Source organism: Pseudoalteromonas sp. AWM4_233 (assembly GCF_056158285.1).
Map to the genome: position 1 here is coordinate 3,101,123 of NZ_JBSWSZ010000001.1, position 23,294 is coordinate 3,124,416.

The 23,294-nt window shown below is 40.4% G+C and carries 20 protein-coding genes; 11 read left to right on the forward strand and 9 right to left on the reverse strand.

The annotated features are described in order from the left end of the window. Window positions 1-20 precede the first annotated feature (20 nt). The gene (gene mutY / locus ACXAC4_RS14020; RefSeq protein WP_475162663.1) at window positions 21-1,079 is read right to left on the reverse strand and encodes an A/G-specific adenine glycosylase; all 1,059 of its coding nucleotides are present in this window, start codon (window positions 1,077-1,079) and stop codon (window positions 21-23) included. A gap of 125 nt (window positions 1,080-1,204) precedes the next feature. On the opposite strand from mutY, the gene trmB reads away from it, so the two are divergent. The 5 genes from trmB to arcA all read left to right on the forward strand — a co-directional run bounded on the left by trmB (window position 1,205) and on the right by arcA (window position 6,416). Beyond that, window positions 1,205-1,930, forward strand: a complete 726-nt coding sequence (gene trmB / locus ACXAC4_RS14025; protein ID WP_390442075.1) for a tRNA (guanosine(46)-N7)-methyltransferase TrmB — start codon at window positions 1,205-1,207, stop codon at window positions 1,928-1,930. Window positions 1,931-2,099: 169 nt separating this feature from the next. After that, complete coding sequence (locus ACXAC4_RS14030) at window positions 2,100-3,137, forward strand: methyltransferase (protein ID WP_475162667.1); 1,038 nt, start codon at window positions 2,100-2,102, stop codon at window positions 3,135-3,137. Window positions 3,138-3,457: 320 nt separating this feature from the next. After that, window positions 3,458-5,080 (forward strand): ATP-binding protein, encoded by a 1,623-nt coding sequence (locus tag ACXAC4_RS14035; RefSeq protein ID WP_475162669.1) that lies wholly within the window; start codon window positions 3,458-3,460, stop codon window positions 5,078-5,080. 44 nt (window positions 5,081-5,124) lie between these two features. Continuing rightward, the gene (locus ACXAC4_RS14040) at window positions 5,125-5,592 is read left to right on the forward strand and encodes a YfiR family protein (protein WP_475162671.1); all 468 of its coding nucleotides are present in this window, start codon (window positions 5,125-5,127) and stop codon (window positions 5,590-5,592) included. A gap of 107 nt (window positions 5,593-5,699) precedes the next feature. Next, window positions 5,700-6,416 (forward strand): two-component system response regulator ArcA, encoded by a 717-nt coding sequence (gene arcA, locus ACXAC4_RS14045; protein ID WP_138480158.1) that lies wholly within the window; start codon window positions 5,700-5,702, stop codon window positions 6,414-6,416. 166 nt (window positions 6,417-6,582) lie between these two features. Here the strand turns inward: arcA and arcB are convergent, their stop codons facing one another. Beyond that, on the reverse strand, window positions 6,583-8,907 hold the full coding sequence (arcB, locus tag ACXAC4_RS14050) for an aerobic respiration two-component sensor histidine kinase ArcB (protein WP_475164138.1): 2,325 nt from the start codon (window positions 8,905-8,907) through the stop codon (window positions 6,583-6,585). Between the two features lie 209 nt (window positions 8,908-9,116). On the opposite strand from arcB, the gene folE2 reads away from it, so the two are divergent. The 4 genes from folE2 to ACXAC4_RS14070 all read left to right on the forward strand — a co-directional run bounded on the left by folE2 (window position 9,117) and on the right by ACXAC4_RS14070 (window position 12,558). Beyond that, the gene (folE2, locus tag ACXAC4_RS14055) at window positions 9,117-10,037 is read left to right on the forward strand and encodes a GTP cyclohydrolase FolE2 (protein ID WP_475162674.1); all 921 of its coding nucleotides are present in this window, start codon (window positions 9,117-9,119) and stop codon (window positions 10,035-10,037) included. A gap of 75 nt (window positions 10,038-10,112) precedes the next feature. Next, the gene (locus ACXAC4_RS14060) at window positions 10,113-10,709 is read left to right on the forward strand and encodes a DUF2726 domain-containing protein (protein WP_058030920.1); all 597 of its coding nucleotides are present in this window, start codon (window positions 10,113-10,115) and stop codon (window positions 10,707-10,709) included. Between the two features lie 176 nt (window positions 10,710-10,885). Then, a complete protein-coding gene (gene mtnN / locus ACXAC4_RS14065; RefSeq protein ID WP_475162676.1) occupies window positions 10,886-11,593 on the forward strand; it encodes a 5'-methylthioadenosine/S-adenosylhomocysteine nucleosidase in 708 nt (235 codons plus the stop codon). Beyond that, window positions 11,593-12,558: a cobalamin biosynthesis protein CobD/CbiB gene (locus ACXAC4_RS14070; RefSeq protein WP_475162678.1), complete on the forward strand. Its 966-nt coding sequence runs from the start codon at window positions 11,593-11,595 to the stop codon at window positions 12,556-12,558. Before mtnN ends, ACXAC4_RS14070 begins: the two co-directional genes overlap by 1 nt. 75 nt (window positions 12,559-12,633) lie before the next feature. Here ACXAC4_RS14070 and tyrS read toward each other — a convergent pair whose 3' ends face one another. Next, complete coding sequence (tyrS, locus tag ACXAC4_RS14075; RefSeq protein ID WP_349285742.1) at window positions 12,634-13,833, reverse strand: tyrosine--tRNA ligase; 1,200 nt, start codon at window positions 13,831-13,833, stop codon at window positions 12,634-12,636. 149 nt (window positions 13,834-13,982) lie between these two features. On the opposite strand from tyrS, the gene ACXAC4_RS14080 reads away from it, so the two are divergent. Continuing rightward, a complete protein-coding gene (locus ACXAC4_RS14080) occupies window positions 13,983-15,317 on the forward strand; it encodes a peptidoglycan DD-metalloendopeptidase family protein (protein WP_475162680.1) in 1,335 nt (444 codons plus the stop codon). 277 nt (window positions 15,318-15,594) lie between these two features. Here ACXAC4_RS14080 and mdh read toward each other — a convergent pair whose 3' ends face one another. After that, a complete protein-coding gene (gene mdh, locus ACXAC4_RS14085) occupies window positions 15,595-16,536 on the reverse strand; it encodes a malate dehydrogenase (RefSeq protein WP_058030924.1) in 942 nt (313 codons plus the stop codon). A 296-nt stretch (window positions 16,537-16,832) separates the two neighbouring features. Here mdh and argR point away from each other — a divergent pair, with 296 nt between their 5' ends. Further along, window positions 16,833-17,300: a transcriptional regulator ArgR gene (gene argR / locus ACXAC4_RS14090; RefSeq protein ID WP_058030925.1), complete on the forward strand. Its 468-nt coding sequence runs from the start codon at window positions 16,833-16,835 to the stop codon at window positions 17,298-17,300. Here the strand turns inward: argR and ACXAC4_RS14095 are convergent. The 5 genes from ACXAC4_RS14095 to ACXAC4_RS14115 form a co-directional block, all read right to left on the reverse strand. Then, window positions 17,297-18,214, reverse strand: a complete 918-nt coding sequence (locus ACXAC4_RS14095) for a Dyp-type peroxidase (RefSeq protein ID WP_475162683.1) — start codon at window positions 18,212-18,214, stop codon at window positions 17,297-17,299. The genes argR and ACXAC4_RS14095 overlap by 4 nt on opposite strands. 27 nt (window positions 18,215-18,241) lie before the next feature. Further along, the gene (locus ACXAC4_RS14100) at window positions 18,242-19,273 is read right to left on the reverse strand and encodes an ABC transporter ATP-binding protein (protein ID WP_475162684.1); all 1,032 of its coding nucleotides are present in this window, start codon (window positions 19,271-19,273) and stop codon (window positions 18,242-18,244) included. Continuing rightward, the gene (locus tag ACXAC4_RS14105; RefSeq protein ID WP_475162686.1) at window positions 19,270-20,904 is read right to left on the reverse strand and encodes an ABC transporter permease; all 1,635 of its coding nucleotides are present in this window, start codon (window positions 20,902-20,904) and stop codon (window positions 19,270-19,272) included. The genes ACXAC4_RS14100 and ACXAC4_RS14105 overlap by 4 nt, the downstream gene beginning before the upstream one ends. Beyond that, entirely contained in the window at window positions 20,904-21,908 is a 1,005-nt protein-coding gene (locus tag ACXAC4_RS14110; protein ID WP_475162688.1) for a Fe(3+) ABC transporter substrate-binding protein, read from the reverse strand. Before ACXAC4_RS14110 ends, ACXAC4_RS14105 begins: the two co-directional genes overlap by 1 nt. Before the next feature lie 691 nt (window positions 21,909-22,599). Then, window positions 22,600-23,268 (reverse strand): tRNA-uridine aminocarboxypropyltransferase, encoded by a 669-nt coding sequence (locus ACXAC4_RS14115; protein ID WP_475162689.1) that lies wholly within the window; start codon window positions 23,266-23,268, stop codon window positions 22,600-22,602. Between the last annotated feature and the right edge of the window lie 26 nt (window positions 23,269-23,294).

Consider the following 23,294-nt stretch of genomic DNA (forward strand, 5'->3'; position numbering starts at 1 on the left):
GCTCGATTAATGACATTAGTCTACCCCATTGTGCCTAGGAGTTTAACTAACTTTTTCGTTGGTGCTGCAAGCCCAACTTCTGGGTGCTCTGCTAAATCAAACCAGATAAGCGGATTGTCATGAACACAATCTGGAATAGTATCTAGCTTTAAAATTTGCGGATGAATCGTCAGTTCAAAGTGAGTAAAAATATGCACAAACGATTCTAGAGATTGTACTTTTCCATTTAACCCCTGCTGAACAATAAAAGTATCTACTTCTTGTAATGACTCAAATTCAAAGAAGCCAAACAAACCGCCCCAAATGCCCGAGCTTGGGCGCTTTTCCATTAGCACCTTGTTATCTGCGTTAATTATCAAATGATACGCCTGCTTTTTTGGTTTTTCTTTCTTCGGCTTAGAATTCGGGAAAGCTTTAACTTGGTTGTTTGCATAGGCTTGACACTGACTCATTAACGGACACGCTTCGCAGTTAAAATTACTACGCGAGCAAAGACTGGCACCTAAATCCATCATGGCTTGGTTAAATTCAGTGACATTGTCTTTTGGCGTGATGGTATCGCTTAAGGACCATAGTAAATTTTCTACTTTTTTAACCCCGTACCAGCCTTCAACCATAAAGAATCGAGCTAGAACACGCTTTACATTACCATCTAAGATCGGATGCGGCTGACCCAGTGAAAGCGACAAAATCGCCCCAGCGGTCGAGCGCCCTATACCCGGCAAATCTACAACTTGTTCAAAAGTTTCAGGAAACTTACCCGCATATTGGTCACGCACAATTTTCGCTGTCTTGTGTAAATTACGTGCTCGGGCGTAATAACCTAACCCTGTCCAATGGTGCAACACTTCATCTTCTGGTGCATCAGCTAAATCGACAATCGTCGGAAAGCGCGCCATAAAACGCTCAAAATAAGGGATCACAGTAACAACTTGTGTTTGCTGCAACATCACTTCCGACACCCATACCTTGTAAGGCGTCTTGCCCAATTGCCAAGGTAAGGTCTTTCGACCATGAAGGTGGTACCACTCTACTACTTGCTCGGCAAACCATTTGGCTTGCTGTTTTGAAACCTGCATATCACCACGACTATGATTACTTTACTCGGCGCACAGTGTAGAGGCCTTTTATATCCAGTCAAGTATTGTACTTCGGCCGTGGAACAGGGATAATATGCGCCCATTTTTACAGCACAGAATTGATTATGAACGAATCGAGTAAAGCCAATTTAGAAGAAGCTCTAAATGAAGGTAAATACATCCGCAAAGTCCGTAGTTTTGTAAAGCGCGAAGGCCGTTTAACAAAAGGACAAGCTGCTGCCATTGAAAAATGTTGGTCAAGCATGGGCTTAGAGCATAGCCAAGGCTTACTAGATTTCTCTCAAGTATTCGGCAACGACAACGATGTCGTACTTGAAATCGGTTTTGGCATGGGTAAATCGTTAGTTGAAATGGCAAAGAACGCACCGCATTTGAACTTCATTGGTATTGAAGTGCACCGCCCGGGTGTTGGAGCATGCTTAATGGAAGCCGACGAAGCGGGTTTAACGAACCTTCGCGTATTTGAACATGACGCTGTTGAAGTACTTGCTGATTGCATCGCTGATGGCAGCCTAACAACCATGCAGTTATTCTTCCCTGATCCTTGGCACAAGAAGCGCCACCACAAGCGCCGTATTGTGCAGCCAGAGTTTGTTGAAAGCCTACGCCAAAAGCTAAAAATTGGCGGCGTGTTCCACATGGCTACTGACTGGGAAAACTACGCAGAGCATATGCTAGAAGTAATGACAGCAGCGCCTGGTTACGAAAATATCTCTGAGACACAAGATTATGTGCCTCGTCCAGACAATCGTCCACTGACTAAGTTTGAGCAGCGCGGCCATCGTCTAGGTCACGGCGTTTGGGACTTAATGTTCAAACGTAACAACTAAAAGTAAATTCTAATTTTTAGGATTCATGTTTAGTTAGATAGAAGAGCCCAATGGCTCTTTTATCTTAATGGTATTAGGTTAATACCTCTCCACAATAATTCTTACTGAATAGGATTGGTATAATTTTGCTTTTGCGCAAAATTAAGTAGAGATTTTAAATAGAGTATTTATGAGTCGATTAGCAAACCCAAGTTTATTGCTTCTTCGTAACGAAGAAGAACTGACAGGCGAACGCATTTTAGTGATTAACACCATGCGCGACGGCTTTCTTCGCGAGTTAAAGCAATTAAACCCAAATAGCGATATTCACGCTTTTAGCTACAACGAGGCTGATCACCAAGACTCACAAAAGCACAAAGGCATTACTAGTCATGTTGGTCATAGTTTGCCTACCTTGGAAGAACTCGATTTAATTATCTATTACTACCCGAAGTCAAAGCCAGAAGCCTTGATGATGCTTGATAATATCCGAGCTATTGCTTCACCTAAAACACGTGTATTAATTGTTGGTGACAACAAAGGGGGCGTTAAATCTGCTGAAAAGCAGTTTAAGCCTTTTACAGGTGAATTTTATAAATTAGAAAGCGCGAAACACTGCGTTTTGTTTGAATTTGCTGATTTAAATTTATTAGAGCGTTTTGATATCAGCAGTTACCAAACCACATTCACAGTTAGTGTGAACGACCAGAGTTTTGAAGTAGCAAGTGTGCCAGGGGTTTTCAATCACGGTAAATTAGATGATGGTACTCGTCTGTTACTCGAGCAAATTGCCGTGCCGTACAAAGGCAAAGTGCTAGATTTTGGCTGTGGTGCAGGGATTATCGCCACTTACCTAGGACTAAAAACACCAGAATTGAGACTGAACTGTTTAGATGTTAGCGCTTTGGCTGTATATGCTACCGAACAGACACTAAAACTAAACAACCTCGAAGGCAATGTGATTTTGAGTGATGGCATGCAATCTGTGTCTGGTCAATTTGATTTAATCATCAGTAATCCGCCATTCCATACGGGTATTTCAACTGATTATCAAATTGCTGAAGACTTTTTGGCGCTTTCTAAGCAATTCTTAAAACCTAAAGGCAAGCTCACCATAGTTGCTAATAGCTTCTTAAAATATCAGCCAATCTTAGAAGCACAGTTTGGCGAATATGAAACCATTGCAAAAAATAATAAATTTGCGGTGTACCACGCACAAAAATCTTAACCACTTTACTTAATGGGTCATTCAGCTTTATTAACGCTTGATGGCCCTTGCTCAAAACTTCCTTAAGTTACCAGACTATTTTTTTTAACTAAATAACCTAACTTGCATTTCTAAGAACAAAGAATGAATTAATTCAAACTTAGAGAAAAATAGCATAAGCTCCATCGCAATTTTTAGTTATTTTTATTTTTTCCCTTTGCTACACTAAGTTTATTAAAGTTATAAATAACGTTTTATTTTTGTAAACTTTTCAAAAATTTGAAGTTTATGTCTACTACTCAAACCGTATTGGTAAGCATGTAGGTTGCAAAGGCTAGCGAATGGCTAAACAAATAACAAAAACAAGCATTAGAAAGGTATTGATCAGCGCAGTTATGCTCGTAACAGCTCTATGCCTATCGCTGTCTATTTCTATTTCCACTTACCTTGACGTTAAAGAACAAAAGCAACTGATCATTAATAAGCTTGACATGATAGCCGATATCATTGCTTTTAATGCGCAGATCACGCTGATTTTCGAAGACAGAAAAACTGAAGAAAAACGTTTAAAGTCATTTAGTAAAGTTGAGCTTGTAAAAAACATACATATTTATGACATAGACGACGTCACTAAAAAACCCGTTTTCTTTACCAGCTATAACGCCAGTAAAACACCTCCCGTACCGTTGAAGGTGGGCAGTATTGATGATCTCAAAATACCTCGCATCACTGACGATCATATAGAGCTAATAAAACCCGTTGAGTATGAAGGGAAAATTGAGGGTTATGTTTATATTAGGGGCTCTCTTGAGAGGCTGAATAAGTACATCAACAACAAAATCTTAGTTGATATTTTACTGACTTTATTCGTCTTATTATTGGTACTTCTCGTTGCTCGTAGTATTCAAAAGCGCATAGCCGCGCCAATTGAAGATTTATCTTTATTACTCCAGGATGTATCAAAAAACCATAATTACAACACGCGTGCATCAAGCAGTCACATTGAAGAGTTAAACACCCTTTCAAACAACCTCAATATCATGCTTTCACGTACACAAAACCAAATTGAACGTCACGAAGCTGATAAACAAGAAATTAATCAACTTAATCAAAGCTTGGAAGAAAAAGTAAACCAAAGAACCATCGCGCTTCGTGAAGCAAATCAAGAATTGCTAAATACCCTAGAGCGCATGCATCAATACCAAAACCAGATTGTCGAAAGCGAAAAAATGGCATCTTTAGGTCAAATGGTTGCGGGAGTTGCCCATGAAGTTAATACGCCAATTGGCCTTGGCGTTACAGGCTCAACGCTTTTAAGAGATAAGCTCGCTGATATACAGTCGGCCTTTGAACAAAAGACGCTCACATCTAAACAACTAGAAAGATTTATTAACGATGGAGTTGAAAACCTTGATCTTATATATCGAAATTTAAACCGTGCCGCTGATCTTATCTCTAACTTTAAGCGTGTGGCAGTGAGTCAAGATACTGAAATTAGCGCCGACGTTAACGTGAAGTCTTTGCTAAGTAATATCTTAATGGCAATGAATGCTGAGATTTCTATAAAGTCACCAGAGATTGAATTAAGCCTACCTGAAAATTTAACTATTTCGAGTAAGACAGGTCCTCTTCAGCAAATATTCGAACAACTCATATCGAATTCTCTTATTCATGGTTTTGAAGATGAGCAAAGTAATCAGATCAAAATTGGTGCTGAAAGCAAGGGAAGCAACCTAGAGATTACTTATGTGGATAATGGTAGTGGCGTACCAACTTCTATTAAAAAGAGGATCTTCGATCCATTTGTAACAACCAAACGGGGGGAAGGTGGCAGTGGTCTAGGTATGCACTTAGTTTACAACCTAGTCACTCAGGCTTTAGATGGCTCTATTACTCTAGACGAAGACTATAGCGATGGCACTCGATTTGTTATTTCTTTACCATTAGGCGAATTGACATCATGAGGTTTTGGTTAACCTGCTTTCTGTTAATTTGCTCTTTCGGTGTTATGTCCAAAACACCGGAACAAATTCGCTCTGCTTTTTTATATCAAATGGCAAATTTTATTGAATTTCCATCAATGGGCGATAGCGGCATCCGTTTTTGTTTTTATGATCTGAAGTCAGGGCCCGGCGCGATACTTACTAAAAATAAAAGCCTGAAAATAAAAGGTTTACCAATTAGCATAAAAAAAGTAGAAAAAAACACCGCTATTTTGGAACTTTCCAGTCAATGTGAAATCACATACTTTGATGGAGCTCTTGGCAATGATATACTGTCTTCTTATGACAAGAATACGCCCCTAGATATGTTAATGGTTAGTGATAACCTCAGTTTTTTAGATAATGAAGGAATGGCGGCGCTTGTTCAAGAGGGCAATAAAATCAGGCTTTATGTTAATAAGCAACAGATTGCAAAACATAACTTTAAAGTACTTTCTCGGTTACTCGCCGTAGCAAAGTTTCACCCTAACTGATTTTACTTGTTAACATTTAGATATACTCCTATAATCCTAAATATTCGGTTTTTTCTTCTAGTACCGAATAAAATGTAAATAACATATTCCTAAAAGGTTAAATGATAATGCAAACGCCAGTCATTCTGATTGTTGAGGATGAAGACGTAACTCGCTTGAACCTCGTTAGTTTATTTGAGGCAGAAGGTTACAAAGTAATTGAAGCCATTGATGGCGATGATATGCACGACAAGCTAACGACTCATGATGATGTCAACCTGGTTATTATGGACATTAACTTACCAGGCAAGAATGGCTTAATCTTAGCTCGCGAACTTCGTCAGAAGAAAAACGTTGGCTTAATTTTCTTAACTGGCCGCGACAATGATGTTGACCGTATTCTTGGTTTAGAAATTGGTGCTGATGATTACATCACAAAACCTTTCAATCCAAGAGAGCTGACAATTCGTGCTCGTAACTTAATCTCTCGTACAGGTAACAGCCCTGAAGATGCATCTGTTGAAAGCAGTGGTGTAATTACGTTCAACGGCTGGGAACTTGATGAGAATAGCCGTTGTTTAACATCTCCTGCAGGTGAAGCTAAGCGCTTACCTAAAGGCGAGTACCGTGCTTTACGTTTAATGCTTGATTCACCGGGCCGTATTTTCAGCCGTGAGCAATTGATTAAGCATATGACTGGTCGTGAACTTCGCGCAAATGACAGAACAGTTGATGTTACTATTCGTCGTATTCGTAAGCACTTTGAAAGTGATACTAATACTTCTGAGCTAATTAGTACTATTCACGGTGAAGGTTACCGCTTCATCGGTAAGATTGATAGCTAATCAATTTTACTAGTTTATACTTGTAAAAAAGGGCCTCTCGGCCCTTTTTTAATGACTAAAATTCATTGTTTTAAAGTATCATTTCTAAACTGAGGGCTCAAAAGTATTTTGAATAACTTCAATATGAAGCCCCTCACTCATACTATGCTAACTTGCTCTTTAACAGTTACCCATTCCAACTATCAACAACCGTTTTAAGTTCTTTTTGTCCCGCTTCAAGCAAATCATATAATTCGCCTAACCAGGTTTGAGCGACTTCAGATCCAACTTCAGCCACTTCTTTTTCCATCTTTTTAGCATGTTCTTGAACTTGCTTTAAACCAACTGAACCAGATGCGCCTTTAAGTTTATGAGCCACAGAGCTGTATTCATCGAAGTCACTGCTATCGATAGATTGCTGTAATTCTTCACAATACTTAGGACTTAACTTAGCAAATAGATCTGAACTTCGTTTAAACGCTTCAACGCCCATTGAGTCGATAAAATCACAGATAGTTTCCATTTCAAGCAAAGTAAATTCAGCTTGTTTATCTGCACAATTGGCTTTAGTTTCTATGAGTTTAGGTTTAGTCGCTCTGGCATTAATACCGAATAACTCTGCAAGCATTTTATCAAGCTTAATAGTATTGATTGGCTTAGCTAGTGCGCCTTGAATGCTTATCCCTTCAAGCTCTTCTTCTGCACTACGAACATTAGCTGTTAAGGCGACGATAGGTAATTTATCGAAATGGCTGTCAGCTCTAATCTCCCGAGCAACTTCATCACCATTGATATCTGGCAATTGCATATCGAGTAAGACCAAATCGAGATCATCTTCAGTTGCAACAAACGAAAGTGCATCCTCACCTGTTTCGGCCCAAATGACTTCATGCCCTCGCTGCTCAAGTAGGTTTGTCGCGATTTCTGCATTCAAAGGCACATCTTCAACTAACAGAATGTAAAGGCTACGACCAGCATAGCTTTGCTCTTTTGGTGCTGCTGTCAAGGTTAGTGGAATTTCAACCTCAAAACGACTTCCTTGACCAACAATACTACTCACTTGAATGTTGCCCTGCATTGCTTCAACAAGCGCTTTCGTCACTGCTAGTCCAATCCCTGAACCTATGGCATTCGAACCATTTGCACTTGGTGCCTTGTAATACATTTCGAATATTCTAGCGAGTTGATCTTGTGCAATACCTGATCCCGTATCAGTAATGCTCATAACGAGCCACACTTCGCCATCACGATTTTCACGTTTACACTCAAGTGTCACACTGCCTCTGTGGGTGAATTTCACGGCATTGTTAATTAAATTCCAAAGCACTTGTCTTAAGCGAGTTGGGTCTAATAAAGCGTAGACATCTAAGATCCCTTGCCTGCTAATATTGAACTCTAACCCCTTTTGCTCTGCAATAAGCCCAGCAAAATTCACCACATCATTAATAAAATCTGAGACATTGATACTGTCGGCAGCAATATCTAACTGCTCTCTATCGATTTTATCGAGATCTATGATGTCGTTGAAAATATTACCTAAGGTTTCTGCACTCGAGAAAATGGTATTACACCAGCTCTTTTGTTGCTTGCTCAGATCTGTGTCTAGCATCATACGAGTTAAACCTACGATGCCATTCAGTGGTGTGCGAAGCTCATGACTTAAAGTCGCAATGAACTTACCTTTATCTTTATAGGCTGTTTCAAGCTCCTGTTCTGCCTCTTTACGCGAAGTAATGTCACGGCCAAACGCAAGTAGACCAATATACTCGCCCTGCTCATTGATAAATGGCAGCTTGCGCATCTCAAACCAGCGGTTTTCATCATTGACCGGATACTCAACGTCTAGCGTGAGCGCTTGATGCGTTTTCGCAACTTGCTCATCGGTTTTAAGCACTTCAGGAATGTAGCTTTCAGGGTAAATATCAAAAACACTTTTACCGATAAGCTCATCGCTATGCTTACCCATGACTTTTTCAAACATCTTGTTGCAACCAGCAAAAATACCTCGCTCGTCGCGGTAATAGAATAAATCGGGAGAAGAATCGACAATTGAGCGAAGCAGCATACTTTGTTGCGCGAGTTCTTGCTGCGTTTTCTTACGCTCTGCGATTTCACGACGTAACTCTTCAATGGCTCGATGCTTAGCATGTAAAGCGATTTTACGTTCGTCAATTTCGCTGTTTAGCCGGGTTATATTGTCTTTTAAGCTCTGATTTAAAAGCTTTTCTTGTTGAGTTGCAGTATCTAAATACGCTCTGGAAGCCTCAAGTTCTTTGAGTGCTTGAATGCAAATAACCAGTAAGGCAGGAGAAGTAACGGCGGCAAAAAACATAATTGCCAATACATCAACAATGACAATCTCGCCTAACGCCACATAGTAGAACATGCACGACAGAATTAGTGAGGCGAGTAATATTAGGCAATAACACAGCACTCCAGCTTGTTTTTCACCGTACTTATTAATCACATTGGCAAGGACTTTTAGCCATGATCCAAATGAAGAATCTATCATATTAATCAATTTGCTCCGTTAACTGTTTCATTATACGCAAGCAAGTGATTAATCCCAAAGCATTAAAAGTCCAAAAAGCCACAATAGACGTATAAAGTTCTTAACAGTTCTTAATAAACGCGCTAATTGATAATGCGAACATATACGCATTAAAGCGTTAAATAGTGTAATATGCGCGACTCGAAAATGTCGTGAAAAAGAGGGTTAACATGCAGACTACAATGCCAGATATTGCTCATTCAGCCGATGCACTTCAAACCGGTAAATTAGATTGGGTAGGAATGGGTAACATCGAGCTACCTTTAATGCTTGCAACAAAAGGCTTGCCGGAGCAACCTGTAACAGCAAAAGCAGACGCATTTGTAAACCTGCATAAAGAAGACGCGAAAGGCATTCATATGTCTCGCTTATTCTTAGCTCTAGATAATTTGTCTTGTGAACAAGCCCTTTCTCCAAGTACATTAAAGCAACTTCTCGACGAATTTGTAACGACACACCAAGATATCAGCGATGCGGCAAAAGTGGTTATTAACTTTGAATTGCCACTACGCCGACCTTCTTTACTAAGCAAAAAACAAGGTTGGAAAAGTTACCCTGTTAGCATTACTGCCTCGTTGGTTAACCAAACGTTTTCTATAGAACTGGCATTAGATGTTACCTACTCATCTACTTGTCCTTGCTCTGCGGCGTTAGCTCGTCAACTTATTCAAGATGCTTTCGCAGCGAAGTTTAAAGATAAAGACATTTCTCACGAAGAAGTGCATGCTTGGCTTGGCACTACCGAGGGCGTATTAGCAACACCGCATTCGCAACGTAGTATTTCAAACATTAAAGTTAAACTTGATGAAAACTGTCAAGAATTCGACATTGTAGGGTTAGTCAACTTAGTTGAAGATGAACTTAAAACCCCCGTTCAAGCGGCAGTGAAACGGGAAGATGAGCAAGAGTTCGCTCGTTTGAACGGCCAAAACCTGATGTTTTGTGAAGATGCGGCAAGAAAGCTCAAAGCACTGTTCGAAAACGCAGGGTTTGCCGACTACTATATCAAGATTAATCACTACGAGTCTTTACATGCTCACGACGCTGTGGCCTATGCATTCAAAGGCTTACCTGGCGGTTATTCAGCTTAAACTTGTTTTCACTCCACAATTGGCAAGAACTTTGCTTATAAAGATCAAAGTCAAATTGTTGTTGTGGAGTGTTATATGGAGTTCGCTTTATTATTAGTTTTTGCATTGGTAGCTGGCGCTTCGATCGTCATTGCAAAATATACCGATGTAGGTGGCAATCCATACCCTTTCAATCGTAAAGAATCTGTCTTCAGTACTGTTGAAGCCACTTTCCTAAGTCTATTAGAACGTGCAGTTGGCGATAAATTTAAGATTGTCAGCCGTGTGAAGTTGATTGATTTAATCGAGTGTAAGCCCGGTTTGTCAAAAAAAGCGCGCAGAGCGGCGTTGGCAAAAGCTAAAAATAAACAACTCGATTACGTACTCATTGATAAAACCACACTAAACATTGTTGCGGCTGTTGATCTTGTAAACAATTCGAACAAGAGTGGCCATAAAGCGCAAAAAGATTGGTTTGTTAATGGTGCTTTAGAGTCAGCGAATATTCCACATATTCGTATGAAAGTAAAAACAGGCTATAAAGCAAATGAAGTACGTAGCGCAATTTTGTATAAAATTGGTCAACAACCGCAACCAGTTCGCAAACCGAGAACACGTACAGAGAAGCCTGCAGTGCTTTCTCCTTCGCAAGCAAAGGCGCATTCAACGCAAACCCAGCTTGCTGAAATTTAAAAGTTTCCATATGTCACGTAAGCCCTTTGAATATTCAAAGGGCTTTTTTCTTTCTAAATAGATGCTTTGCACTCAATACCATGATGATAAAGCTTTATATCATCGCTGATATGAACAAGTTTTTTATAAAAGTACGATAGGCTATACTAGCGAAAATTTTTTGAGGAATAGAAATCATGAAAGTAGGTATTATCGGTGCAATGGAGCCTGAAGTTGCAATTTTGCGTGAGGCTTTACAAAACAAAGAAGAGCTAACTAAAGGCGGCTTCACTTTTTATACTGGCGAACTAGCCGGTCATACTGTGACTCTAGTTCAATCTGGCATTGGTAAAGTGGCAGCAACCGTTGCGACAACCCTTTTAATTGATAATTTCAACCCAGACTGCGTCATTAATACCGGTTCTGCTGGCGGCTTTGATCCTGAATTAAATGTCGGTGATGTGGTTATTTCTGACGAAGTTCGCCACCACGATGTAGATGTAACAGCTTTTGGCTACGAGATTGGTCAAGTCCCACAAATGCCTGCTGGCTTTGCGGCTCATGCAGCATTAATTGACGCTGCGAAAGCGAGTGTAGCTATCCTTGAAGACACACAAACAAAGGTTGGCTTAATTTGTACTGGTGATTCTTTTATGTGTGATCCTGTTCGCATTGACAAAACGCGTCAAGATTTCCCATCAATGCTAGCTGTAGAAATGGAAGGCGCAGCAATTGCTCAGGCATGTCATGTACTTAATACGCCATTTGTTGTGATCCGTTCTCTATCAGATATTGCAGGTAAAGAGTCTCCACAATCTTTTGAAGAATACCTAGAAGTTGCTTCTGTAAATTCTTCTAAACTAGTGACTGAACTACTTGAGCAGCTAAACAACACTGGCTTGTAATGGTAGAAAGTCAGCAGTTTGAGGCTTTTCAAAGCCTCATTATTTTTATCTGCGCGATAGCAGCGGCTCACTCGTTACCGCTGCTGAATAGCTACAACCCTATTACTTTCTTTTCGCTTATTTTTGAACGCATAGGCGCTCGTGTCTTTAAACCTGAGCGGAGTGCCTCATTACAAAAAATAGCCGGTGTATTAGGTTTCTTTCTCCCCATTTTTACCATTGTACTTATTGCAGTGCTGATCAGTCAGTTTGCATTTTACCCAGCTTGGCTCGGGGGATTAGTGCTCTACTTTTGTTTAGATACTCGCGTTTTACAAAGAGCCAAACGCATAGCTGCACTTCTACAACAAAAACAAAAAGCAACGGCGAGGCAATTGTTGGCACAAAACGTAGTTCGTGAAGTCAATGAGTTATCAAGTATAGGCATTGCCAAAGCCTGCATAGATAGCACAGCCTTAAGAACGGTTCGCCACTACTATCTTGTGATTTTCTTTTACTTATTACTCGGCCCGCTCGCTGCATTCTCTTTTAAATTACTACTGGTGTGTGATCATGCTTGGCGCAAGCGCATGCCGCCGAATAGCGCTTTTATAAAACCATTGCAGACAGCCATTTTTTATATTGAGTTTTTACCGCTCAGAGGCTTTATCTTTTTACTGGCCTTGTTTTTACAAGGCAAGAAAACTTTTCATTACTTCAAGCACTATGCAAGGCACTGCTATCAAACGAATACTGGCTGGATCTTATCTCTATTTGCAGCAAACCTATCAATTCAGTTAGGTGGCCCGTGTAAATATCAAGGTGAGCGCTTTGCGAAAATGCGTATCGGCGCTGAACGTCACCCTGAGCCTGAAGATATTAAGCAGTGTTTAACATTTTTAGAAAGAATTAAGTGGTTTACTTTCTCTTTGATAGCACTGATATGGCTTTTAGATTGGTTTGTTGCGCTTTATTTAAATACTTAAGCAAATAAGCATAAAAAACAGACATAAAAAAAGCTGGTTTAAATCCAGCTTTTTAATATTGGAAATAACGAGTGTTTAGCTTACTGTCACTTTTGCAAACTTACGCTTACCAACTTGGTAAATCTGTGTAGAGCCTTTCTCAATCACAAGCTTACTATCAGTCACTTTCTCTTCACCGTTTAACTTAACAGCGCCTTGCTTAATCATACGCATGGCTTCTGAAGTACTAGCTACAAGACCCGCTTCTTTAAGAAGTTGAGAGATCATCGTAGAGTCTTCATCAATTGTGATAGTCACTTCTGGGATCTCATCAGGTAAAGCATTCTTTTGGAAACGCTTAATGAAATCTTGGTGTGCAGCTTCAGCATCTGCTTCACTATGGAAGCGTGCGATCATTTCTTTAGCAAAATCAATCTTAATGTCACGCGGGTTACGACCATTTGCAACCTCTTGCTTAAGGCCTTCAATTTCTTCAATTGAAAGTGCGCTTAATAACTCGTAATAGCGCCACATTAATTCATCTGAAATTGACATGACTTTACCAAACATGTCGTTAGGTGCATCAGTAATACCAATGTAGTTACCTAGTGACTTAGACATTTTTTGAACGCCATCTGTCCCTTCTAGTAACGGCATCATTAATACTGTTTGTGGCTTTTGACCTTCATCTTTTTGCAACTCACGACCCATTAGTAGGTTGAAGCGCTGATCAGTACCACCTAATTCTACGTCAGCTTCCAGTGCAACAGAATCCCAACCTTGTACTAAAGGATATAAGAACTCATGGATTGCAATCGCTTGACCGCCAGCATAACGCTTTTTAAAGTCATCACGCTCTAGCATACGCGCAACCGTTTGGCGTGCAGCTAGTTTGATCATGCCTGCACTGCCTAGCTGTTCCATCCAAGTAGAGTTAAATGCTACTGTGGTCTTTGCAGGATCTAGGATTTTGAAAACTTGCTCTTTATAAGTTTCAGCATTTGCTAACACGTCTTCACGTGTTAGTGGTTTACGAGTGACGTTTTTACCCGTTGGATCACCAATCATACCGGTGAAATCACCGATTAAGAAAATAACCTCATGACCTAAGTCTTGGAAGGTTTTCATTTTATTAATTAGAACAGTGTGACCTAAATGCAAATCTGGTGCTGTTGGATCGAAACCCGCTTTAATTTTTAGCTTTTTACCAGATTTCAATCTTTCCTTTAATTCATCTTCAATAAGAATCTCTTCTGCACCGCGCTTAATCTCGGCTAATGCAGTTTCAAAGTCCACCATTCGTCGCTCCAAAATATACAGTTTATCGCACGATTCTAGCCTATATTCAGATCAGTTTAAATGCACAAAACACTGGTATTCACGCTTTATTGCGTATATCCTGCAATATTATTACCGATTTATCTTGACAGCAGAAAAGGCGCGTTATGGTTCACGTTGTTCATAAGCTTCCTAAAAAACACAAACTGCTTATTCTTACCTGCATTTCTGTCATGCTGATAATTGCTTTATGGCCGTCAGAAAAGGCAACTGCATCAAGAGACAGTGACAAAAAAGCGCTCGAAGTTGGCAAGCGTTACGAATTACCCGTAAAAGTTTCTGAAAATGAAGAGCAACTTACAACTTTAAGTGCTCCCACAGAAGTTCAAGCGCCAGAAAAAACCACAATTGATACCCTTGAATTCAATGACTTTGAAGTAAAGCATGGTGATAGCCTTGCGGTGCTGTTCAAGCGTGCAGGTTTTTCAGCGCAAACTCTACATAAATTAGTTAACACCAATGCTGAAACTCGCAAACTGACTAAAATCCATCCTGGTGAAGTGTTGAGTTTTGCAAAAAATGCCGAAGGTGAGTTAACCCATCTTAAATATGTGCTTTCGAAAACTGATACCTTGTTGGTGTCTTTAGATGAAGAACGAAAATACCAAACGGCTATTCACAGCAAAGAAATCGAAACTGTCAATCAAAGCGCTGGCGGTAAAATCAAGTCAAGCTTCTGGACGGCAGGTATTTCTGCTGGTTTATCTGAACGTCAAATTATGAACTTTGCAGACATCTTTGGTTGGGATATCGATTTTGCTAATGACATTCGTAAAGACGACACCTTTTCTTTGGTTTACGAAACTCATTATGTCGATGGTGAGCTGATCGGCAATGGTAAAATCATTGCCGCTGAGTTTATTAACCAAGGTGAGCGTTTCAGTGCTATCCGTCACACTGACGATAATTTCTATACACCAGAAGGCCGCAGTATGCGTAAAGCCTTCTTACGTGCCCCAGTTAACTTTAAATATATCAGCTCTAACTTTAACCCACGCCGTAAGCATCCTGTGACGGGTAGAGTATCGGCGCACCGAGGCATCGATTATGCTGCACGTGTTGGAACGCCTGTTGTTTCATCAGGTAATGGTAAGGTGACTAAATCTGGGTATAACAAACTCAATGGTAACTATGTGTTTATCCAACATGGTAGTCAGTATGTCACTAAGTACCTGCACCTTAATAAACGTATGGTTAAAACAGGCCAGAAAGTAAAGCAGGGTCAAAAAATTGGTACTGTCGGGGCTACTGGTCGTGTAACAGGTGCGCATTTACACTATGAGTTTTTAGTAAATGGGGTTCACCGCAACCCGAAAACCGTAAAACTACCTAAGTCTGAACCGCTACCGAAAACTGAACTCGCTAAGTTCAAACCAGTTGCTAAAGACTTACTTGCCCAGTTAGAGCGCTCAAGAGAACTTAGGTTAGCACTGAATAACTAACCTTAAGTAACTTACCAAATTAAAAAGCAGCGCCGTAGCTGCTTTTTTATACCCTAATTTTTAATTTATTGGCTCTTAGCTCTTAGCTCTTAGCTCTTAGCTCTTAGCTCTTAGCTCTTAGCTCTTAGCTCTTAGCTCTTAGCTCTTAGCTCTTAGCTCTTAGCTCTTAGCTCTTAGCTCTTAGCTACCAAGATGAAACACACAAAAGATGCCAAGCAAAAAGGTTCAGGCATAAAAAAACCCGCCGAAGCGGGTTTTTAAAACTTTCAGATTGCGATTATTGCGCAGCCATGAAGTCGATACCTTCTTGGATATCTTTGTTTAATGTTTCTAGCATGTCGTTCTTCGCTTTCTCTTCGAACGCGCTTAGCTCGCCGTAAGAAAGAATTTCTTCAACACCGTTAGTACCTAAACGTACTGGGTGTGCGAAGTATGCTGCGTCACCATTCTCAACTGCAACGTATGCGTAGTCAACAACGTTTTGCTCACCTTGAAGACCTTTAACTAGTGAGAAGCAGAAACGTGCTGCTGCTGCACCCATTGAAAGTGTCGCTGAACCACCACCCGCTTTCGCATTAACAACTTCAGTACCTGCGTTTTGGATACGTGGAGTAAGAGCTGCAACTTCTTCCTCAGTGAACTCAACACCTTCAACTTGAGAAAGTAGAGGAAGAATAGTAGTACCTGAGTGACCACCAATAACAGGTACTTTAACTTCAGATACGTCAACACCTTTCAGTTCAGCAACGAATGCTTCTGAACGGATAACGTCTAGCGTAGTTACACCGAATACACGTGATGCTTCATAAGTACCCGCTTTTTTGAATACTTCAGCAACGATTGGTACAGTGCCGTTTACTGGGTTAGTGATAACACCAACTAGTGCTTTAGGACAGTTACGTACGATACCTTCAGCAAGTGTTTTGATGATACCAGCGTTAACATTGAAAAGGTCAGCACGGTCCATACCAGGCTTACGAGGCATACCAGCTGGGATAAGAACAATGTCAGCACCCGCTAGCGCTGCGTCAAGATCATCTGCACCAAAACCTGCAACTTTAACTGCAGTTGGGATGTGAGATAGGTCTACAGCAACACCAGGAACAACTGGCGCTACGTCGTATAGAGATAGCTCAGAACCTGCAGGAAGGCCATTTTTAAGAAGTAAAGATAGAGCTTGACCGATACCGCCAGCGGCACCTAATACAGCAACTTTCATGTGGAATTCTCCATAATTTGAAGGTGGAATTGTGTGTGCTGTAAAGATAATGAAAAGTGCAGGTAAAAACAAATTTATCGGCGCTATTTTAAGGTTTTTTTCGACTATAGTTGTAAAATATTGCTTTCAGCGTGCAAGCTTGCTTTACACTTCAAAATATTCATTTTTCTATTTCTGGAAATATCCAACATCTCATTAAATCTTGCAATCAATTCACTTTGTTTTTTAATTGCAAAGTTGGGTCTGGATTCAGAATTGTGTAAAATCTAAGTAATATTTAATAAACGAGTTCAATTATGCAAGCAAACGAGAAGCAAGAAGCACTGATTAAGGCGTTCAAAGCACTATTAAAAGAAGAAAACTTTGGCTCGCAGGGTGAAATTGTCGATGCCCTGAAAGATCAAGGCTTTGATAATGTAAGTCAAAGCAAAGTGTCACGTATGCTAAGTAAGTTTGGTGCGGTAAGAACTCGTAACGCAAAACAGGAAATGGTTTACTGCTTACCGGCAGAAATGGGCGTACCAACGGCAAAAAGCCCATTAAGACAATTAGTGATTGATATCATGCACAATGAAATGATGATAATCATCCGTACCAGCCCTGGTGCAGCTCAACTAATTGCCCGCTTATTAGACTCATTAGGTACTGCTGATGGCGTATTAGGTACCATTGCTGGTGACGATACTATCTTTATTGCGCCAGCTAAAATCTCTGAAATTGACGTAACGCTTGAGAAAGTAAAAACCTTATTCGACAACGTTTAACTTTCTGCTATTTGCGCCATGTTTTGCAAAAACTGCACGGATGGCGCAAAAAACGCAGCCCCCATATCGGACTGACAATAATCTAGCCACGCATCGTAGTGCTGCTCGTTTCCTACTCGTGTCGCTAACAACTTCTCAAAAGCACTGCCCTTAGCGGCACAACTCACCCATAAAGATCCTTGCTCAAAGACATCTCCGAACGGCATGCTTTGCTCAAGCAGCAGTGGTAAGTTGTCTGCATTGTTAAGCTCAGATAGAGCTGCGTGATTATTAGAGAAAGGAATCTCTAGCTTTTTATTTTCTAAACGAGAGCGCCCCATAATAGCTTCTTGGTCATTCAGACTTAGTTGTTGCCAACGGTTTAGATCAAACTTCACTCGCTGCACATGAATGTAGCTGCCTTGGTCTTCAAAGCTTTCAGGGTCATGAACTAAAGCCACTTGGCGCTTAAAACGTCCATGAGGCGTATTAGCGCCATAAATAAAGCCGTTAAAATCTCTGCCATCTAAAAAACGAAAAGTGCGGATATGTGCAACCAATTCTACTTTGCCTGCCAACATATGCCTGACACTTTGAGCAAATAGATGATTCACATCTTCTCTGTCAGATCGGATCACATACAACAAATCAAATGGTTGAGTGTGCATTAGGTGCTCGTGAGAGCGAATATGCGGAAAGCTTTTTAACTCTTTAGGAATACATTCAGGATATATATGCGGCCAGTATTGTGCCCCAATGGCCACAAAGCTAGATACCATAGACTCAGAGAAGCGGTCGCTCAATTCTGATTGTAAGCGTTCACATTGCCCTAATGCTGCTCTAACGGCTTCATCTTGACCATCAAGTACATTAAAAAACAAATGTAGTCCATGCAGATTTGCCTCTGCACACACTCCTGACTGCGGCTGAGCCATGGCACCCCAAGTTATAATAAGTAATGACTATGAAAAGAAATTTACCGCATGTGGCTTAATTTTAAAAGTCACTGGCTCATTAATATTCAGGGCATGTTCACTTTCGACAGGCACTTCGATGACTTGCTCTGCCACTTTTATTTGATAAATAAACTCAGTCCCGATAAAACGCGATTGCAGAATTTCGACGTCATTCGTGTCGCCATTTTCTAGCTGTATATGAGCTGGTCGAATATAAATTTTTCCAGAGCCTTGCGCATTTTCACACACTTTTGTCGAAGAAAGTTTACCAAATGAAGTAATAAATTCTCGCTTATCTTCAGCCTGCGCTGGAATATAAATACCCTGCCCTAAAAATTCTGCCACTTCTTTACAAGCTGGCTGTTCAAATAGCGTTTTGGCATCACCTAATTGGGCGATTTGACCTTTATGCATCACAGCCAGTTTATCTGCAAAAGCAAAGGCCTCTTCTTTTGAGTGACTAACAAAGATAGCCGAGACCTTTTGATCTTTTATGATCTGTCGAATGTCATTGATAAGTTGGAAACGCACTTGCGCATCAATATTCGAAAAAGGCTCGTCGAGAAGTAGTAAGTTAGGTTTATATGCAAGCGCTCTCGCAATGGCAACACGTTGTTGCTGACCGCCTGAAAGCTCATGAGGGTAACGCTCAGCAAACTCTGATAAATGCACAAGCTCCAGCATTTCATTTATACGTGCTTGTTTGTCAGCCTTATTAAGCTTACTTAAGCCAAACGCGATATTTTGAGCAACCGTTAAATGAGGAAATAACGCATAATCCTGAAACATCATGCCAATATTACGATGCTGTGGTGCTGTAAACTGCGTGTTGTCACTCATGGTTTTACCATGAATAATGATTTGACCTTGCTGAGGCGTTAATAAACCTGCCACGGCTTTTAAAGTGGTGGTTTTGCCACAACCACTGGCCCCCAATAAGCAAACAATTTCATTTTCGGCGACTTCTAAATCTAAATTTTCAATCACTTTTTGGCCATCATATTGATAGCTTAAGTTTTTTAAAGACAAACTACTCATGAATTGTGCTGCTCCATTGAGCGATTAACAAAATACAAAGGCACTAAGCCAACAAGAACAATAAATAATGCAGAAATGGACGCAAGCTCTAGCTGCTCGTCACTCACATATTGAAATACATGGGTTGCCAAGGTTTCAAAATTGAAAGGACGAAGCAATAAGGCAGCGGGAAGCTCTTTCATACATTCGATAAATACCAGTAACCCTGCGGTTAAAATCCCCCCGCGTAAAAGTGGGATATGCACACTACTGAGCATTTGGGCAAAATTCTTACCCATACTTTGGCTTGCCATATCAAGAGATGGACTAATTCGTACATAGCTAGCTTCAACAGCGCCTTGAGCAATAGCATAAAAACGCACCACATACGCAAATACCATGGCAAAAATAGTACCGCTAAAAAGCAGACCTGGCTCAAATGCAGTGCCTTCTAACCACTCATTTAGCTTAGTATCAAGCAAAGTAAGCGGCAGTAAAACCGCAATCGCTAATACTGTTCCAGGTAATGCATAGCCTGTGCTTGATACACGCCCTGGCAAGGCCTTAGACTTTTGTTCACCAATACGCTGATAAAACAACACGATAATACTTAAAGCAATTGCGATAACGCTTACCCATAAAGAAATCTTTAAGCTCTGCCAAGCATATAAGAAAAACTCAGCGTTCCATGCTTGTTCGAAATAATCTATTGAATAACTGACGAGTACACCAACCGGTAAGGCAAAAGCAAAAAACAAAACCACAATACAATAGATACTGGCAAGCCAAGCGTACTTCCCTGATAGCATATATAAATGCGTGTCGTTTACGGCACTTTGTCTTTCATGCACAGTGGTATTTTTACGGCTTATTTTTTCTAGTGTGATGGCCACAAATAAGAACAACAACATGATCCCAGAAATTTTCGCTGCTGCTGTTAGAGAATAATAGCCGAGCCAAGTATCGTAAACGGCCGTTGTGAGCGTGCTGACAGCAAAATAATGCACTGTGGCAAAGTCTGCCATGGTTTCCATACTGATCAAAGCAAGTGCAGCGACAATCGCGCCTCTAGCAAGAGGCAAACTCACTTTGAAAAAGCTTTGAAGTGGGCTCATACCCATTAGTTGGCTAGCTTGCAGTAACTTAAACGACTGCTCGCGCAAAGCGGTTTTAAAAATAAGGTAAAGATAAGGATAAAGCACCAGTGCAATCATCACGATTGCACCACCTAATGTACGAATATCAAAGAACCAATAATCATCCGGTGATTGCCAACCAAACCACTCTCTTAAGGCAATTTGTATAGGCCCTGCGTAATCAAATAAATCGGTATAGACGTAGGCAATAATGTAAGTTGGCATTGCTAAAGGTAACATCAACGCCCATTCGAAGTATTTTTTTCCAGGAAATTGACAATAAGCGGTAAGCCACCCGAGCGGTAATGCAATTAAGCAACTTAAGAGGAGCACACCTGCAATTAGTACTAGGGTGTTATAAATATAATCCCAAAGCACGGTATCCCACAGGTGGGTAAAAACATCAGAGTCGCCTTGCAGCGACTCGAAGATTAAAAATGCCAGTGGTGCTGATAAGCAAGCGCCTATCAGCCAAGCAAAAACCTGCCATTTAGACAGAGAAAGTAATGATTGCATTAAAGATCAAATTTTACCTCATCGATTAGCTTAAGAGCTAAAGGACGGTATTTACTAATTTCTGACAATGGTAAGTTGTCTTCCTTAAACTCACCCCAAGATGCCACAAGTTCAGAAAGCGCCACACCTGGTTTAACTGGGTATTCCATATTCATTGACGCATACATATTTTGCGCTTTATTGTCCGTCATAAACTCGATAAGTTTCAAGGCGTTTTCTTTATTTTTCGAATATTTAGTTAGGACAACACCCGAAACATTTAAGTGAGCGCCTCGATTTGTTTGGTTCGGGAAGTTGATATAAACAGAATCAGCCCATGGCTTTTGCTTTTCATCTTGCAGCATCTTGCCAAAATAATAGCTATTACCCAATGCAAGATCACATAAGCCCTCTTTCACTGCTTTAACTTGCGCTCTGTCATTACCTTGTGGTTTTCTTGCTAAATTTGCTTTAACCCCTTTAAGCCATGATTTAGTCTCCGCTTCACCATGATGCGCGACCATAGATGCAACTAGCCCTAAATTATAAGGGTGCTTACCAGAGCGAGTACAAATTTTGCCTTTATACTTTACATCAGCCAATTCTTCATAAGTTAACGCATCTAATTTTCCTAAGCGCTCTTTTGACGAATATACGTTACGAACACGCTTGGTCAGTGCAACCCACTGACCTTCTGGATCACGAAAGCTTGCAGGAATGTTTTTGGTTACGACGTCGCTCTTAATCGACTGCGTTAGATCCATCGATTCTAATTGCATTAAAGCACTGAAGTTAGATGTTAAAACCACATCAGCACGGCTATGCTTACCTTCACGCTTAACTCTTTCAATTAACCCTTTTTTTGCAAAAACCACATTCGTTTTAATGCCAGTTTGCTTGGTAAAATCATCAAGAATAGGTTGAATTAGAAAAGGCTGACGGAAAGAATAAATGTTGATTTCTTCGGCTGCCATAGCAGGCAAACACGTGACAGTTGAGAGTAGAATAGCCAATGCTTTTTTCATAAGGCCTCCAAAGCCAAACAATAATTATTATCAACTAATTTTAACTATTCTAGTTTCAAAGTACACCCTTTTACTGATTAAAAACTGTAACTTGTTTTTCTCTTAACGCCTAATTAGCAATTTATTATGTAAGAGATCTCTCACTTTAACTGTCGCTTTGAAGCAAAACCTAGCTCAACAAAACAACAACAATAGAATTAATCATTATTTATCATAAAGTTGAAATCTTACTATCGATTCAGCTCTCTAAAAAATTAAATTTTTAACCTTTTTTTACTTCGCTACTCCATTAAACTTTCTACATCTTTTAGGAAGCCAGTGACGGCTGTAAATCACATGACGTGTAATGGACTGTAATAGTTAATTATTGCCTAATGCGGTTTAATTGACTTATGGAACAACAGGATGAGCGCTCAAGGTGAGCCATACAGGATGTATTTAGGATTTTATGGAGCCATGGTGGCCAAATTTGTTATGGATAATAGCAGGAAGTTCGGATAAGGGCATATGGATGTTTGGCATAAAGCCAATGAAGGACACTACAGGAAGTAGTACTCGCTAAATAACAAAAATGCGAGTGAAAGGACATTGATTGTATGGAGTTGATCAGCTCAAAACCAAAGCAGGATGCTTAGAAGATTCCGTCAACGCGGCTCATAGAGCCGCGTTTCTTCGTTTAACGGCTATGAGTTTAACTTAAACTTCTTTTTCCTTTTAAATAAGCATCTCTAAAGTCAATAAAATGCGCTGTTAACTTCTCTGCAGCAGAGCTTTCTCCTGATTCAGACAAGACAACACACGCGACTTCTGCTGTACCTAGCTGATGAGCATGCGGAGCAACTCTGAGTTTATAATCTGATAGAGAGTCAGGGGACACAGAAAGCACAGGGAAGCTATCTAAATACTCGCTCTTTCTAAACATTTTTTTCGCTTCACGCCATGTTCCATCTAAAAAAATAAATAATGGCTTTTTAGACTCAATCCGTTCAACTTTTGTAATAACGCGATCAGGCTCTGCGCTATCAGCGGGGAAAACGACAATAGGCTGATAGCTTGGATCTTTTAGAAGCGATAGCAGTGCCTTATCTGGCTCAGTTCTATCCCAACGGAAAGCATAGTTATCAGGCACCACGTCTGCAATCAAACGACCCGTATTTGAAGGTTTAAAACTTTCATTGTGATACATTAATAGACATACTGCACTTTGACAATCTTCGGCAACTTGAAGGTTGTCACAGATACACAAATGTTCAGAGAGCAAACAAGCTTCACAGCGGGATAATTTCGAACCACGCGCTTTAAACTCACGCTTGGCCGCAGCAATTTGCTTTTGACGTAGAATTAATACTGAATTTTTCACTAATGCCCCTTAGGTTATAAGCCTCA

What these genes read in the sequence shown, in the direction of transcription:
- mdh (WP_058030924.1), bottom strand. Translation starts at nt 16,536, where the DNA reads ATGAAAGTTGCTGTATTAGGTGCCGCTGGCGGTATCGGTCAAGCTCTA.
- arcB (WP_475164138.1), bottom strand. Translation starts at nt 8,907, where the DNA reads ATGATAGATTCTTCATTTGGATCATGGCTAAAAGTCCTTGCCAATGTG.
- ACXAC4_RS14110 (WP_475162688.1), bottom strand. Translation starts at nt 21,908, where the DNA reads ATGAAAAAAGCATTGGCTATTCTACTCTCAACTGTCACGTGTTTGCCT.
- ACXAC4_RS14070 (WP_475162678.1), top strand. Translation starts at nt 11,593, where the DNA reads ATGGTAGAAAGTCAGCAGTTTGAGGCTTTTCAAAGCCTCATTATTTTT.
- ACXAC4_RS14060 (WP_058030920.1), top strand. Translation starts at nt 10,113, where the DNA reads ATGGAGTTCGCTTTATTATTAGTTTTTGCATTGGTAGCTGGCGCTTCG.
- argR (WP_058030925.1), top strand. Translation starts at nt 16,833, where the DNA reads ATGCAAGCAAACGAGAAGCAAGAAGCACTGATTAAGGCGTTCAAAGCA.
- ACXAC4_RS14095 (WP_475162683.1), bottom strand. Translation starts at nt 18,214, where the DNA reads ATGGCTCAGCCGCAGTCAGGAGTGTGTGCAGAGGCAAATCTGCATGGA.
- trmB (WP_390442075.1), top strand. Translation starts at nt 1,205, where the DNA reads ATGAACGAATCGAGTAAAGCCAATTTAGAAGAAGCTCTAAATGAAGGT.
- ACXAC4_RS14040 (WP_475162671.1), top strand. Translation starts at nt 5,125, where the DNA reads ATGTCCAAAACACCGGAACAAATTCGCTCTGCTTTTTTATATCAAATG.
- ACXAC4_RS14035 (WP_475162669.1), top strand. Translation starts at nt 3,458, where the DNA reads ATGGCTAAACAAATAACAAAAACAAGCATTAGAAAGGTATTGATCAGC.
- arcA (WP_138480158.1), top strand. Translation starts at nt 5,700, where the DNA reads ATGCAAACGCCAGTCATTCTGATTGTTGAGGATGAAGACGTAACTCGC.
- ACXAC4_RS14030 (WP_475162667.1), top strand. Translation starts at nt 2,100, where the DNA reads ATGAGTCGATTAGCAAACCCAAGTTTATTGCTTCTTCGTAACGAAGAA.
- ACXAC4_RS14100 (WP_475162684.1), bottom strand. Translation starts at nt 19,273, where the DNA reads ATGAGTAGTTTGTCTTTAAAAAACTTAAGCTATCAATATGATGGCCAA.
- ACXAC4_RS14080 (WP_475162680.1), top strand. Translation starts at nt 13,983, where the DNA reads ATGGTTCACGTTGTTCATAAGCTTCCTAAAAAACACAAACTGCTTATT.
- folE2 (WP_475162674.1), top strand. Translation starts at nt 9,117, where the DNA reads ATGCAGACTACAATGCCAGATATTGCTCATTCAGCCGATGCACTTCAA.
- ACXAC4_RS14105 (WP_475162686.1), bottom strand. Translation starts at nt 20,904, where the DNA reads ATGCAATCATTACTTTCTCTGTCTAAATGGCAGGTTTTTGCTTGGCTG.
- mutY (WP_475162663.1), bottom strand. Translation starts at nt 1,079, where the DNA reads ATGCAGGTTTCAAAACAGCAAGCCAAATGGTTTGCCGAGCAAGTAGTA.
- mtnN (WP_475162676.1), top strand. Translation starts at nt 10,886, where the DNA reads ATGAAAGTAGGTATTATCGGTGCAATGGAGCCTGAAGTTGCAATTTTG.